10 protein-coding genes and 1 riboswitch are annotated in these 14891 nt (G+C 47.8%); of the genes, 5 read left to right on the top strand and 5 right to left on the bottom strand.

The features are described from left to right. Positions 1 to 13: 13 nt before the first annotated feature. Both G9G53_RS05610 and G9G53_RS05605 read right to left on the bottom strand, forming a co-directional pair. Positions 14 to 1189 (bottom strand): Ger(x)C family spore germination protein, encoded by a 1176-nt coding sequence (locus G9G53_RS05610; protein WP_165146001.1) that lies wholly within the window; start codon positions 1187 to 1189, stop codon positions 14 to 16. A gap of 43 nt (positions 1190 to 1232) precedes the next feature. Next, complete coding sequence (locus G9G53_RS05605; protein WP_165145998.1) at positions 1233 to 2867, bottom strand: spore germination protein; 1635 nt, start codon at positions 2865 to 2867, stop codon at positions 1233 to 1235. A 224-nt stretch (positions 2868 to 3091) separates the two neighbouring features. Here G9G53_RS05605 and G9G53_RS05600 point away from each other — a divergent pair, with 224 nt between their 5' ends. Continuing rightward, positions 3092 to 4183, top strand: coding sequence for a GGDEF domain-containing protein (locus G9G53_RS05600; RefSeq protein WP_165145995.1), 1092 nt, complete (start codon positions 3092 to 3094; stop codon positions 4181 to 4183). 67 nt (positions 4184 to 4250) lie between these two features. Here G9G53_RS05600 and G9G53_RS05595 read toward each other — a convergent pair whose 3' ends face one another. Further along, positions 4251 to 4724, bottom strand: a complete 474-nt coding sequence (locus tag G9G53_RS05595) for an Rrf2 family transcriptional regulator (protein ID WP_029518611.1) — start codon at positions 4722 to 4724, stop codon at positions 4251 to 4253. A gap of 66 nt (positions 4725 to 4790) precedes the next feature. Continuing rightward, complete coding sequence (locus G9G53_RS05590; RefSeq protein ID WP_165145992.1) at positions 4791 to 7745, bottom strand: glycoside hydrolase family 3 protein; 2955 nt, start codon at positions 7743 to 7745, stop codon at positions 4791 to 4793. 234 nt (positions 7746 to 7979) lie between these two features. Between G9G53_RS05590 and G9G53_RS05585 the strand changes: the two genes are divergently transcribed. The 4 genes from G9G53_RS05585 to metE all read left to right on the top strand — a co-directional run bounded on the left by G9G53_RS05585 (position 7980) and on the right by metE (position 14043). Beyond that, complete coding sequence (locus tag G9G53_RS05585; protein WP_165145989.1) at positions 7980 to 8450, top strand: AbrB/MazE/SpoVT family DNA-binding domain-containing protein; 471 nt, start codon at positions 7980 to 7982, stop codon at positions 8448 to 8450. Positions 8451 to 8743: 293 nt separating this feature from the next. Continuing rightward, positions 8744 to 10693: an anaerobic ribonucleoside triphosphate reductase gene (locus G9G53_RS05580; protein ID WP_029518614.1), complete on the top strand. Its 1950-nt coding sequence runs from the start codon at positions 8744 to 8746 to the stop codon at positions 10691 to 10693. Beyond that, the gene (nrdG, locus tag G9G53_RS05575; protein ID WP_069012087.1) at positions 10690 to 11187 is read left to right on the top strand and encodes an anaerobic ribonucleoside-triphosphate reductase activating protein; all 498 of its coding nucleotides are present in this window, start codon (positions 10690 to 10692) and stop codon (positions 11185 to 11187) included. The genes G9G53_RS05580 and nrdG overlap by 4 nt, the downstream gene beginning before the upstream one ends. Before the next feature lie 180 nt (positions 11188 to 11367). Next, positions 11368 to 11563: riboswitch (cobalamin riboswitch) on the top strand. Between the two features lie 161 nt (positions 11564 to 11724). Beyond that, the gene (gene metE, locus G9G53_RS05570; RefSeq protein ID WP_029518616.1) at positions 11725 to 14043 is read left to right on the top strand and encodes a 5-methyltetrahydropteroyltriglutamate--homocysteine S-methyltransferase; all 2319 of its coding nucleotides are present in this window, start codon (positions 11725 to 11727) and stop codon (positions 14041 to 14043) included. A gap of 87 nt (positions 14044 to 14130) precedes the next feature. Here metE and G9G53_RS05565 read toward each other — a convergent pair whose 3' ends face one another. Beyond that, positions 14131 to 14664, bottom strand: a complete 534-nt coding sequence (locus tag G9G53_RS05565; RefSeq protein WP_029518617.1) for a DUF6985 domain-containing protein — start codon at positions 14662 to 14664, stop codon at positions 14131 to 14133. Positions 14665 to 14891 lie beyond the last annotated feature (227 nt).

Raw genomic sequence — 14891 nt, 5'->3', positions numbered from 1 at the left:
TGCTCTATTTTCACTAGTCTGATTCCCCCTTGGAGTATGGGTTAGTCCGCGACTGAGTGTGTTTCAGTACAGAAGTCACTTGAATACGGACGGTGCTTTCCGCAAAATTACGGCTCCATTCGGAAGAGAGTCTTTTCCATTGTTTAGGATGGATCCTCTCCAGCGCAAGGCCAAAGCCTATTACATCGCTACGGGTACGCTGAACCTCTCTGACTGTTGAAGTGATCACTTTTTTCGTCTCCTCTGTCCATTTCTCCTGCAGTCTTTTCATCGCCTCCGGACTTTGTAAGTTAATCGAGCACTCGGCTTCCTGTACCGCCCCGGTCTGTTTTAGGTTAATCACAAAAACAGGCTCCCCTTGCTCCATCCGTGTGTGTATATTGGTTGAAGAGAACAAGGTTTCGATGCCAATGGTTTCCCTATCCTTACCGCAGCTCAGTGTTGTTTGGGCACCTTTCACCTTGTTGTTGATCATAGACAGTCCAATGGCCTGATCATCATCCAACCAGCGGACAAGCCGATCCTTTTTGAACACCCCCATTCCCTTAATATGAACAATAGCTTTCGGTAAAATATTGTCCACATTGTTCTTGCTTGAGGCCTGCTCTAAATTCCCATTGACCCCTATGCCCGTCAGCACAGGACCGCCACCCTTATGAGACATGCTGCGAATCACATCGTCGATAGTCACCGCGTAATCCCCGGCATACAAACGCTCCGATGTTTCCAGCTTTCCTGAAATATCATTGGCGGGAATACGACCGATTGCGGTCATGATTGCCAGTACATCCTTCCCAGTATTACCGCGTGCCACCAGCATTTTCACCGGCAGCCGGATTTCTGTAGACCTTTCCAGAGAATCCATCATATCGCCGATTCCAGCCCGTGCCAGCTTTTCACCAATAACGATCAGTTTGGTATGCGCCAAAGAAATGATCCGCGGAACCCTTTGTGAGGCTCTGCGGAGCGCTTGAAACAGATTTTTTCCCTTTTCCCGATACAAAACGACTGGAGTATCTCCTCTCGCTTTGGCTCCGGCGATTTCATCTGCTACGATCACCTGTAGGGAAACCTCATAATCCGACTCCCCAACCAAATCAATTCCTATCCCAGCTACTACTGCTCTCTGGTTTAACTCCACAGAATCCCAGCAACCGGATAACAAGGGAGCGAACAGTAGTAAAACCAAACACAACCCCCCTATTCTCCTCTTAAAAGTTACTGCACTTTGTTCATTCCTCTTCCGCTGATACACCCTGATTGCCCCCCTCCTGCATCGGTGTGGTTTTATCAGAAGAGGAAATCCCGCTTCCATCCTTCATTCTTTTCTGGTTCTTAGATGTAATGCTTTTAGGACGCTTCCTCATCATCCAGAACGGGAGTCGCAATACGGCATCCTTTTGACTCTCCAGCACAAAAGGGCTGAAAGGCGCCATGTAGGGCACCCCGAAAGAACTCAGACTGTTCATATGAGCAATCAGCGCAATCAACCCCAATGTAATGCCGTATAGCCCCATAAACGCTGACAGTATCATGAAAATAAACCGGCACAATCTCCCGGCCACTGCCATGTTATAGGCTGGGATTGCGAAACTGGCTATTCCCGTCAGGGCTACTACAATTGTGAGCAGCGGGGTGACGACTCCGGCTTCCACGGCCGCTTGACCCAACACAAGCGCTCCTATAACGGAAACCGTTTGACCACCCGCACGCGGCATTCGAATACCCGCCTCACGCAAAATCTCAAAGGTAATCTCCAAAATAAACGCCTCTAGAAATGCCGGAAAAGGAACGGATTCCCGCTGAGCCAATATGCTGATCAGTAGTGGAGTCGGTATCATTTCATAATGGTATGTTGTTAAGGCAATGTAGAGAGAAGGCCCTAGAATAAGAATAATGAAGCTGATATATCTAATGAGCCGAACAACAGTCGCCATATCGTAACGCTCTTCATAATCCGAAGAACTCTGAAAAAATTGGGCAAATACTGTAGGCATCACCAGTACAAACGGAGTCCCGTCTACGATGAGCGCCACTCGGCCCTCCATAATATTGCTGCTGATGGTGTCGGGTCTTTCCGTGTTAAAAATCGTTGGGAATGGTGTGAAATGATTTTCTTGTATCATCTCCTCAACCATGCCGGACTCAAATATAGCGTCAATATTGATGTTTTCTATCCGTTTACGAACCTCATCTACGACGCCTGGATTTGCAATGTTCTTCATGTACAGCATGGCCACATTCGTGAGAGACGTGCTTCCCACTTGGAACATCTCCAGTGTAAGATCGGAGCTTTTAATCCGTCGCCGGACCAGAGAAATATTCGTGAATAGGGATTCTACAAATCCCTCTTTCGGTCCTCTGACGACTGTCTGTGTTGTTGGCTCGCTGACTGCGCGTGTCTCTCCCCCACGCGTGCCGCACGCAATCGCTTTTTCGCAGCCTTCCAATAAGATGATCGTGTCCCCCATTAACAGTTGTTCCATCATGGAACTCCAATCATCGCAGTCCTTCACTTCTCCCAGTGCAAGCGCATGACTCTGTATTCTTACGTACAGCGCTTCTGCATTCTCCGCCTCAGCAGCCACTTCAGCAGATGGGCGGCTAAGCATGGATCTCATGATGAGTTCATTCACCGTATCCGTTTTAGCCATACTATCTAGAAACACAATAGCGGCGGGAACCTCCGCCCTCAGCCCCAATTTAAAGCGACGCATCAGAAAGTCTGGGCTATCTGACGTCAATTTCTTAATTTGCCGCAAGTTGGTTTCCAAACAAGCTTCGATTTTTAAATAGCGCGGAGAATTTCCATTGTTCTTACCCGCACCCGACTTTTTATTATGTTTGCGATAGGGATAGCGAATCATGAGCAAACCTCATCTCCAGTAAGGCAGCAATAGATACCGCCCATTTTTCCTTATTCTTGTATCTTTGGAGTATGCTCAATCTATTCCCAGTTATGCACCAAATACGTGAACGAAACGTTATAAGCGTACCCGCGTAATAAATTTCAATAAATTCTTCATTTGCAAGCTTAATGTCAGTTTTTTTGATAAAATGAAGAAATATGCCTCTCGGGAGGGTTAACATCTTGTTCAGTACGTTTTTTGTAAATACCTGTATCCTTGTCACCTTTTTGTACATAACCGGCCTCATATCACAAAGATATAAAATCCGTCTGCACACCTTGAAGCGTAAGATACATTGGATTGGAGGCGCCCTTTTTGGGTGCTACGGCATTGTCATGATGTACTATTCAATTCCAGTAGGATTTAATACGATTGCCGATCTTCGTCATCTGGCCATCGTAGCTACCGCCACTTACATCGGCGGCCCAGCAGCGCTCACGGCTACTCTGTTTATATGTATAGGTAGATTATTGCTGTTTGGTATTAACGCTCAAGCCATCGTAGGCGCTATTTTTATGATACTCGTTGGCCTGGGGTGCGCTTTATTGTCACATCTGTCCTGGTCACGTTTACCCAAGCTGATGATTATGAACGTTTTTGCTTTGGGCATTATATTCTGTCCCCTTATGATTAATTTGAAAAATCTTGATGATGTTCTGCACGTGTATCCGCTCCAATTCTTCATTTCCATGGTCGGTGGATGTCTTCTGTACCTCATTGCTGAATCTATCAACACATCCAATGAGCTGTTACTTCGTCTGGAGCATACCTCCTACACAGACCATCTCACTAATTTAAGCAACAGAAGGCAGCTTGAGTTCTCATTGGAAGAGAAGCTCCCTCAAGCTCGCCAACGTCATGAGCATTTATCCGTACTGGTGTTAGATATTGATCACTTCAAGGAAGTCAACGATACCTACGGACATGCCGCAGGAGATGCAGTGCTGCGCCAGCTTGGACAGATTTTAATGGAAAAATGTCGTCCTAATGATGTAGTCACCCGCAGCGGGGGAGAAGAATTCACCGTACTCTTGCCGAATTGCGCTTTTCGGCAAGCACTTCGCATAGCTAATCAAATTCTTAGCGGAGTAAATCAGTATGAGTTTGTTTTAGCGGACGGGCTTATTCTTAAAGTCACGGTGTCCATCGGCGTGACAACCTTTCCAGGTACCGGGGAAGATATGTCCGGGGCAGCCCTATTGGAGCAGGCAGATAAAGCTCTATACGAAGCTAAAAATGCAGGACGTAACCGGGTTTGCTCATATGAAATATAATTTGAGGCATCACCATTTCATAGAAATAGCCGATACAACCCTCTCTTGAGAGTCGTATCGGCTATTATCATTTTGAATCTTCATTATGATTGCATTTCCCCACCACGAGTGATGTACGCTTGGCAAGCGAAGCCAGCGTATGGGCCCCCCATACTTCCAGCATACGTCGTTCGCTCTCGGCTAAAATTTCGGATACGGCTATCGCCAACTCCTCACAAAAAGGATTGGTTTCCGGTTCATGCATCATACCCGGGAAAATTGGATCACATATTTCAATGGCGTGGTATATATCGGCAAGTGTAATATGGTCGGCCGAACGGGTAAGCACATAGCCTCCCTCACGACCTTCGCGTGCTGCAATCAAATCTGCCTGTACAAGTCGCGTCAGCACCCTGCGCACCAAAGTGACTTCGCAGTCAATGGAACGGGCAATAGAACCGCTGGCACAGAGTTCTCCGTGCTTTTCCAAATAGACAAGCGCCTTTACCGCCACCCCAAGCCATCTGGGCGTTGCGGTGCGTAGTCTTTTTTCACTATTCAAATGAGATGACACCCCTAAGCTGTAGAAACTTCGTTGAATGCATTGTACGTGATGTCAGAAGTAAGTTCAAGCCTGAAAGCCGGAATCCTCTGTAGCATGATCGCCCAAAATAAAATGAGCTAACCGCACTTCCCCGCTCAACAACAGATATACATCACGTATGCCAGAGACTGAATGTACCGCTTCGGAGAGTGTAACCCATGCTTGCGCCCCTCCTGTATTGCCCACGTTCACACGTGCCACGGCTTCACTATCGGGTGCATCCAAACACAGCTCAATTGTGGCATCACTGCTGTTGCCCGACACGCGGCACTGAAGCTCGGTCACACTCACCGTATCCATGTCTACGCCATGAAAGGCAATCCAACCAGAACGTTGAGGTGTGCGCGGACGTACACAGGCCTCCTTTTGCTCCTTGCTTTCATCTAGTACGATGTCGGAGCAATCATCGAAGTTTTCAGCGCGGATACTTCGTCCGGCTTGGCGTGGTGGAATGACTTCGCCTCGAACGTACACAGGGTGCTCCAATCGGATATCCGCTGAGGAAGCACCAGCCAGCAGTGTATATTCACCCGATTCAACGCAATAGCAATCCCGCGTAACATCCCAGATCGCCCAATCCTTTATCCGAATCGTAAAGGAAACCGTTCGCGTCTCACCTGCCTCTAAGCGAATACGTTGAAAACCGCACAATGTCTTCAATGGTCGCTTTACTCGTGAGGCACCAGGCCGTACATAGAGTTGCACAACCTCTTCACCAGCAGCTACGCCCCGATTCGTCACCTCTACCCACACCTGGAGCGTATCCATGGCATCCAGTGCAGCAATAGATGTTACGCTATCCTTCAGGGCATCTGTACGCAGGTCACTATATTCAAAAGGCGAATACGTCAATCCATGGCCAAATGGATACAAGGATACACCTTCAAAATATTGATAGGTACGACCACCGCGAATAATATCGTAATCTTTGATGTCGCCCAATTGATCCTCGCTCTGAACCCAGGTCATGTTCAAACGCCCCGCTGGCGCGTAATCTCCAAATAACACATCCGCTATTGCCGTACCATGCTCTTGTCCCGCATGAGACGTGTATACGATCGCTGGAATATGCTCCTGAACCCAAGGGATGGCAAATGGATAGCTACCCGTCAGAACCACAATCGTATTCGGATTGACGCGATACACTTCCTCGATAAGCCGTTGCTGGGAAGCTGCCAGTTCCAAGCCTGGGCGATCATTCTCTTCCTTTCCATTGATGAGCGGGTGATTTCCAACAAATACAATTGCTGTATCTGCCGCTTGCGCAGCGGCTATCGCTTCCGCTAAACCATCTGACACCGTCTCTACCTGGAATGTTGTATGGCTCTGTCCTGAAACTGTCGAGGCTGTCGAGGCGTTACACTCTACAGCGTTAAGTGCGGATTTTTCAGCCTCCACTACCTTTAATGAGCCCTCTGTTCCGGCAATGACTGGTTTTCCATTCCATGTCGTCCACAGATGCTCTCCTTGTCCAACAGGAGTCAGCCCAAAGACCTCTTTGACATACCAGCCATACGCTTCATCAGCTGTCACACGAAGCGTTATTTCATCACTCGTCACGTAAGTACCCAGATGCTCATCATGTAACGTCACACTGCCATAGCCCCAATCCGTCATGGTCAATACCGTTGGGTCTCCATCCTGGGATAGGCGCATCTCACCAGAAGAATCAACTGCGAGCTTCAATCCGTCATTCGCCGCCGTCAAGGTCACGCGATCCTTGGCATCACGGTACACGACGCGTTCCTTCTCGTCCTCACCTTCCAGCTTGGTACGAATCGCCTCCAGCGGTGTAACCCGGTAGGGCAGCGTACCGGAATACCAGTCGCGGTACACCTCATTGCCATGCGTACCAATGACCGCTACTTTGCCACACCGGGCAGGGTCCAATGGCAAGAGTTCATGCTCATTTTTAAGCAATACGATCTGCTCCCTCGCCGCACGCAACGACAATTCACGGGCTTGCTCTGTCATGAGAGCTTCCTCTCCGATCGAGGCATAGGGGTTGTCTGCAGCCGGATCAAATTCCCCCAACCGAAAACGGACACGGAACGTATGAAACAATGCCCGATCCAAGTCTTCTTCTTGCAGCGATCCTTGTGCCAAAGCTTCTCGAATCGCCCGCTTGGAGAGCTCCGCATCATCTGTAATGCTGTCAATTCCCGCCCGAATAGATTCGGCCACACCTGGCGTGTGGGAATCGTAATACTGATGATCGTTGACAATCCCCATGACATCACCCGCATCACTTACGACAAAGCCGTCCATCCCCCATTCGTCCCTGACAATATCGTTAACCCCATGATATAACGTAGCAGGCGTTCCATTAATCAGGTTGTAGGAAGTCATCATCGACTGGGCGCCGCCTTCCATAAAAGGCTTCTCAAAGGCTCTTAGGTAATATTCTCGCAGGTTTCGTGGATCTATACTGGAGGAGCCACTTCCCCGATCCACTTCATTATTGTTACCCAGAAAATGTTTTAAAGTAGCGACCGCTTTCAAATATACCGGATGATCGCCCTGTATCCCCTTGACTAACTCCTTTGACAGTTCTCCCGTCAAATATGGGTCTTCGCCGTAAGCTTCCTCATTGCGTCCCCATCTTGGGTCACGCTCCATATCCACCGTAGGTGCCCACAGGGTCAGACCGTTTAATTTGGGATCACGACGATAGTAGACACGCGCCTCATCTGCGATAACAGATCCGATTTGACGCATTAATTCCGTATCCCAAGTACATGCCAATCCTACTGGCTGAGGAAATGAAGTCGCCTCACCCAACCATGCTATCCCGTGTGCCGCTTCCGTACCGTGCTTGTAAGCTGCGACTCCCAATCGGTCAATGGCCGGCTGATATTGCAACATGGATTCGATCTTTTCCTCCAAGGTTAGTCGTGACACGAGATCCCGTACACGCTCATCCAGATGAATCTTCGGATCTTGAAATAAATATTCGATATCCGTTGTTTCATGACTCATATCCGTCATCTCCTTATTCCATTTAAGAATATAATGAAAAGGCATACATGAAAGCGTTTTATATATCATAGCTAAAAAGGAGTATCCCGGCAACAATACCGTAAACATCCTATACTGGATGAAAGAGAGTCGCAGCATAAAGACAAAAAAAGTTGCATTTTACCTTCAATATACAAAGCTAAAAATAATATTTTTTGGTATAATCAGGATATATCATTGAAGGAGGAAGCGCTGATGAAAAATACCGGAATGACAAGGCCCCTGGATCAATTGGGGCGAATTGTACTCCCTAAGGAAATGCGCACCACAATGGATATCAATATCGGTGATTCGCTTGAATTCTTCGTAGATGAAGAAGGATTTGTATTAAGAAAATACACGGGTGTCTCCTGCAAATTTTGCGGCGCGGTGGATCACTTAACTTATTTTCGGGACAGCTTTATCTGCGCTGATTGCATTCAATTATTAAAGACCGATGAAAATGTGCATGCCACAAGCAATGATGCTATCCAGGCTCAAGAACATACCCAGCCGATCCGAAACAACACAACGTGGCAGCCCAAGCATTCCAGAGTGCAGCAAGGTGAAATGGTAAAAAAGCTTCGCAAGCTAATTCAGGATCACCCGAACCTGCCACAAAAAGTGTATGCAGAAATGCTCGATATCTCCCAAGGCCGGGTGTCCCAGTTGAAAAAGCTACTCTAAACCTTCTAAATCTATATCCCAAAATCATACACAATGTACCGACGACCCTATTCATTTTTTTGTCACAACTTCGATTGCCAGGTATAGAGTAAGGCGCATATCTACGGATGTGCCCCTTACTCTATACCTGGCTTTTTCGTGTCGGCCGCTCTTGCTAATGTGACAATAGTCACATACTCCCGATGTATACGTATATACAATATATAGATCGAAACAATTGGTTATCACTAGATATCATCAATATGTTGTTTTTGTGAAAAATATATATATTTTACTATATGGAGGGTTTTACGATGAAGGTGCTGGAGGAACATCAATTATACGACATCGGCGAGCGGGTCATTGGGGCACAAGATCTGGACATGCTGCGGGAGAATGCAAATTTGAATGGAGAATCGTTCAGCGGCAAAATGAGCAAGCTTGGGTCCGAGTATGCCAAATGGTATGCGCGCCTGCGGGTACTTCCGCCTGAACTGACGAACGCGATTGATCACGGATATGTATATGTTCACGATTTGGACCAATACGCACTCGGAACTACGAATTGTATCTTTATCCCTTTTGGCCGGTTACTACAAGACGGATTCAATACAGGCAATGGCTCTGTACGCACACCGCAAACGATTATGTCCGCTATGGCACTAGTTGCCATCATATTCCAGTCTCAGCAAAATAGCCAATTCGGAGGTGTCTCCGCCAATAAAATAGATTGGGACCTTGCCCCATACGTTGCCCGGTCCTTCCGCAAGCATCTGCGCAAGGGACTTCGGCTGTTCGAGGAAGAGATAGAATCCAGTCTGACTGACGATGAACTACATATGGCCAATCCCCATTTGCAAGAAGCCTGCCCTCGTTCATACGCATTCGCTCGCGAAGAGACGGAGACGGAAACCCGACAGGCTGCTGAATCGCTCATTCATAACCTGAACACCATGAGCAGTCGCGCGGGTGGACAGATTCCATTCACTTCACTGAATTACGGAATGTGCACGTCTGCTGAGGGACGGCTTGTTACTCAATCGCTGCTGGAGGCCACGATTCGCGGCTTGGGTAGCGGGGAAACTCCTATTTTTCCACAGCATATTTTCCAATGCAAAGAGGGAATCAATCAGGCAGAAGGCGACGTCAATTATGATTTGTTCTTACGGGCGGTAGAATGCTCTAGCAGACGGATGTATCCCAATTTTGTGAATGTGGATGCCACCTTTAACCTGCCTTTTTACCGTGCTGATGACCCGGATACCATTATAGCGACAATGGGTTGCCGTACCCGCACCATTTCTGACCGTTTCGGTAGAAATCGGCAGAGTGGTAAGGGAAATCTCTCCTTCAATACCATTAATCTGGTGCGGCTTGGCATTGAGTATGGTATTTGCACAGGCAAACGCCTGACACCTGACCGTGATCGCTTTGATGCGAGACTAGAAGAAGTTATGCGCATTGCGGTGGATGGCTTAATCCATCGCTATCAAATCCAGACCAGCCAGCCGGCCAAAGCCTCGGACTTTATGATGCGCGAAGGGGTATGGGAAGGTGGAGAACAACTAGAGCCAGATGATAAGGTGGGAAGCATACTAAAACACGGTACGCTTTCGATCGGATTCATCGGACTGGCTGAGTGCATGAAGGCACTATACGGGAAACACCACGGGGAGGATGATTTCGTATACCGCGAGGCACAGCGAATCATCACTTCTATGCGCGTGTATTGCGATCGAATGAGTGAATATCACAATTTGAATATTACATTGTTCGCTACGCCTGCCGAAGGTCTGTCGGGCAAGTTCACCTTGCTGGATCAACGTGATTTCGGGATTATTCCTGAGGTAAATGATCGAGAATATTACACGAATTCTTTTCATATTCCCGTGTATTACACACTCCCGGCTGCTCGTAAAATCAGCTTGGAAGCTCCGTTCCATAACCTATGCAACGCTGGTGCGATATCATACATTGAGCTGGACGGTAATGCGCGGAATAACCCGGATGCGTTTCTTAAAATTGTTCAATACGCGCTGCATCAGAATATCGGCTACTTCTCCATCAACCATCCGGTGGATCGTTGTACGGAATGCGGTTATGAAGGGATTATCGGGACAAGCTGCCCCCAATGTGGCACAGATGAGGAGCACACACACTTTCAGCGCTTACGTCGGGTAACCGGATATCTGACAGGAGATTATACCGTTCGCTTTAATGCTGCAAAACAGGCAGAAGTTCGAGACCGGGTGAAACATAAGTGAATTTATGTGGCTACATTCCGGAATCTCTGAATGAAGGATACGGCCTGCGTACCGTCGTGTTCATTAGCGGTTGCCGTCATGCCTGTCCCGGATGCTTTAATCCAGCGTCGTGGAGCTTCCGTGCAGGTGAGCCATTCACCCCCCAACGACAACAGGAGGTCATTCGTGACATCATGGAAAATCCGTTGTTGGACGGACTGACTCTCTGCGGGGGAGACCCGTTTTTCTCAGCAGCAGAATGCTCGCAATTTGTGCGTGACTTCCGTGCGGCCTGTCCCGACCGAACCGTGTGGGCTTACACTGGCTTTGTCTATGAAGATCTACTCACAGATCAGGAGCGACAAAAGCTAGCACTTTTGTGCGATGTGATTGTGGATGGTCGCTTTGTAGAACAGCAAAAGGACCTGACCCTTCCCTTCCGGGGCAGCCGCAACCAGCGTCTGGTAGATGTAAAAGCCAGCATTCAGGCAGGTTACACCGTTTCATTGACTTAAGGCGAAGGTTACTCGGCAAATGCTATATCTAATCTAGGACAAGTCTCCATCATGGATGAGGCTTGTCTTTTTTTTGCATATCCCTAACAGATTCCATTGCAGTTTCTATTGCGCATCCTGCAAGTTTCACTTATGATGGTGAACAAGTATACGAGTGCATAATTATTCGTCATACCTTAACCGCATAGCTTGGAGATAGGTGTCTGTTCTATTCAGATCAGGCTTAAAAGGGAAGCCGGTGCAAATCCGGCACGGTCCCGCCACTGTAAACGGGGAACTTTCAGCTGTTCATACAACCACTGGTCCACAGACCGGGAAGGGATGCTGAGAGTCATGATCCGTAAGTCAGGAGACCTGCCTATTTTAACAACATCGCAAGTACCTACGGAAGATAGGGAGGTGTTAAGAGCAGTCGCCGTATTTTTGATTTTTTAATCACGGAGGCATTCTTTCCCCTACTTATTTTTAACTCTGGGGGGAAGAATGCCTTTTTTGGTACGTAAAAATAAAACAGCCACCCGCTAGGAGGAAAAGTACATGTCCGTCATTGAATGGCCTGAATTGTCCGGCTTAATTAGCAGTAATCTGGGATATCCGCGTATCGGCGAAAACCGGGAATGGAAGAAAGCACTGGAACGCTTCTGGAACGGCAGTATTAACGAAAGCGAACTGCAAACGGAGATGAAAAGATTACGGTTGGAGCATCTGAGCAAGCAGCGTGACAAGGGGATTGATCGCATTCCTGTCGGAGACTTCTCCTATTATGATCACATGCTGGATACATCTGTGATGTTTGGTCTGGTACCCGAAAGGTTCAACCATCGTCCCGCAGGTCCGGTTCCTCTGTCCGTGTATTTCGGGATCGCTCGTGGACAGAAGGGAGCAACCGCCAGTGAAATGACCAAATGGATGAATACCAATTATCACTACATCGTTCCTGAATTGGCAAACGCAGTCCCGGTGTTCACTGAAAATAAACCTTTACAGGCTTATCTTGAAGCAAAACAGGAGCTAGGCATTGATGGGAAACCGGTCCTCATCGGCCCCTATTCATTCGTTACCCTTTCCAAAGGCTATGATCGTAAGGAACTTGCTTCTATTATAAGAACCTTCCTGCCTTTATACACCCGTGTCCTGTCTGAACTAGCAGCAGAAGGTGTTCAATGGGTCCAAATCGATGAACCTGTCCTGACCACCTCATTCCCAGTAGAGGATCTGGACATTATTCAGGAAGTCTATGAAGCTTTGACCCAAGCTGCGCCCTCTTTAAATATAATGCTGCAAACCTACTTTGGCAGCCTGGACCATTATGAGCGTCTGTCCGCACTTCCGGTACAGGGACTGGGTCTTGATTTTGTGTATGATGATGGCGAAAATCTTCAGCATATATTGCAGCATGGTTTCCCTAAAGGAAAAACGCTGGGCGCTGGGGTCATTGATGGGCGCAATATATGGCGCAGCGACCTGAACGCTGTGGCTACCCTGCTGGGCCAGTTAGCGGAACAAACCACTGCCGAGCAGCTTATCGTTCAGCCATCATGCAGTCTCCTGCATGTGCCAGTTAGTCTAGAGGCAGAGCACAAGCTAGATCGAGAACTGGTCCAAGCGCTGGCCTTTGCCGATGAAAAGCTTGAGGAAATCGCCGTCCTGACGGCTGCACTTGGCAAACACGATCCATCCGCACTCACCAAGCTTGGACAAAGTGCAGATGCGGTAGCCCGTTTCAACAGCTCAGCGGCACGCGTACAGACAGCTGCCGATCTGGCTGACTTACTAGCCAAGGAGCCTCTGTCACGCAGCGTTCCTTTCGCTGAGCGTCGTGAGATTCAGCAAAATAAGCTGAAGTTGCCTCCGCTGCCTACGACGACTATTGGTAGCTTCCCGCAAACTGCCGAGATCCGCAAGGCCCGCCTGCACTATCGCAAAGGAGAATGGTCTGCCGAGCAATACCGGACGTTCATCCAACAGCAAATCAAGGAATGGATTGATATTCAGGAGGACATTGGCATTGACGTGCTTGTACACGGGGAATTTGAGCGGACCGATATGGTTGAATTTTTTGGCGAAAAGCTGAATGGCTTTGCTTTTACACAAAACGGATGGGTACAGTCCTACGGCTCCCGCTGCGTCAAACCACCGATTATATACGGAGACGTTTCCTTCGATCAGCCCATGACTGTGGAAGAAACGGCATTCGCCCAATCGTTAACCTCCAAGCCTGTTAAGGGAATGCTTACAGGCCCTGTGACCATTTTGAACTGGTCTTTTGAACGTAATGATATTCCGCGCAGTCAAGTCGCTTTACAGTTGGCTCTGGCATTACGGGCAGAGGTAGAGGCACTGGAACAAGCGGGCATCGGCATGATTCAGGTCGATGAACCCGCAATTCGTGAAGGGCTTCCGCTGAAAAAAGAACAACAGCAAGCCTATCTGGATTGGGCGGTTCAAGCCTTCCTTGTGACCACGGCCACCGTTGAGCCTGCGACCCAAATCCATACGCATATGTGCTATTCTGAATTTCAGCATATGATTCAGTCCATCTCTGACATGGATGCCGACGTTATATCTATTGAAACTTCGCGAAGCCACGGAGAACTGATTGTCAGCTTTGAAGATCAGGTATACGACAAAGGCATCGGTCTGGGCGTGTACGATATCCACAGTCCGCGCATCCCCGATGTATCTGAAATGCTAAGCATGATCCAGCGTGCCCTGCGCGTACTGCCATCAGATTTGTTCTGGGTTAATCCGGATTGTGGTCTGAAAACCCGCACCAAAGAGGAATCTGTCGCCGCCTTGCGACAAATGGTACAAGCGGCTCAAGCAGCCCGGGCTGCATTGGCTGTATCCAACTAATTTTTTATCGTTTCGAATCACGCCTTCATTTTCAACATATTCTGTTCCCCTTTCCGGTCCTTTCTGCTAAAAGCCCGGGAAGGGGATTTATTCTAGGTCATATAATGTATAAGCGCCTTGAATATGCTTCATTTTCATCTGCTTCATATGTACGCCTAAGCCATGTTCTCGATCCCAGGAACAACTAAAATTCAAATACAGTTCATCCTTTGCCGATGAGTCGGAAATCAGTATAGACATAAGCTGTATTCGATTCAACAATTGTTCCGGCCGCTCCACATAAGGCGCATATTCATCCGGGTCCTCTCCCCATGTACTGTAAGCATTCCGATACTTTTCCACGATGCCAGCATAATGATGGTGTATGGATTCCAACACTTGAGGATGAATAGCTGATGAATATTCCATATACTGCTCCCATGTCTTTTTTTGCAACTGTGTAGGTTCTTCTATCGTCTGTGCCTGTTCTTCGGAGTCGGCTCCCACGATAAATTCGACTTCTACTTCCGAGGGTTGCCCGCAAAAATTAAGTTGCACTACACCACGCAGAACAATCTCCTCGGATACATCCCAAGACTCATCATCCTGTTCCAGTTCCATATACCAATGTTTCCAGTCCATTCTTTATCCACCTCTTCATAAAAAGTAATTTTTAACCCTGTTGAATACTTTACAATCTATCATTTTAATGAATGAAATTAAAGCGGCATCCTATCTGTGCTTCCAGCCATATTTCGATGAATTCCCAAATAAAAATACTTTTTTCTACAACATTCGCTACTCAATAAAGCCTCCAAGGAAGGAAATCTGTCCATTTTGACACAAATATTTTATTATTAAAAATTTAG

Origin of the sequence: Paenibacillus sp. EKM206P, assembly GCF_011066155.1 — a bacterium.
Classification (GTDB): domain Bacteria; phylum Bacillota; class Bacilli; order Paenibacillales; family Paenibacillaceae; genus Paenibacillus; species Paenibacillus polymyxa_D.
The sequence above is the reverse complement of the archived record's forward strand: the minus strand, read 5'-3'. Positions and strand labels throughout refer to the sequence as shown.

What these genes read in the sequence shown, in the direction of transcription:
- G9G53_RS05605 (WP_165145998.1), bottom strand. Translation starts at nt 2,867, where the DNA reads ATGATTCGCTATCCCTATCGCAAACATAATAAAAAGTCGGGTGCGGGT.
- G9G53_RS05590 (WP_165145992.1), bottom strand. Translation starts at nt 7,745, where the DNA reads ATGAGTCATGAAACAACGGATATCGAATATTTATTTCAAGATCCGAAG.
- G9G53_RS05585 (WP_165145989.1), top strand. Translation starts at nt 7,980, where the DNA reads ATGAAAAATACCGGAATGACAAGGCCCCTGGATCAATTGGGGCGAATT.
- G9G53_RS05580 (WP_029518614.1), top strand. Translation starts at nt 8,744, where the DNA reads ATGAAGGTGCTGGAGGAACATCAATTATACGACATCGGCGAGCGGGTC.
- metE (WP_029518616.1), top strand. Translation starts at nt 11,725, where the DNA reads ATGTCCGTCATTGAATGGCCTGAATTGTCCGGCTTAATTAGCAGTAAT.
- G9G53_RS05565 (WP_029518617.1), bottom strand. Translation starts at nt 14,664, where the DNA reads ATGGACTGGAAACATTGGTATATGGAACTGGAACAGGATGATGAGTCT.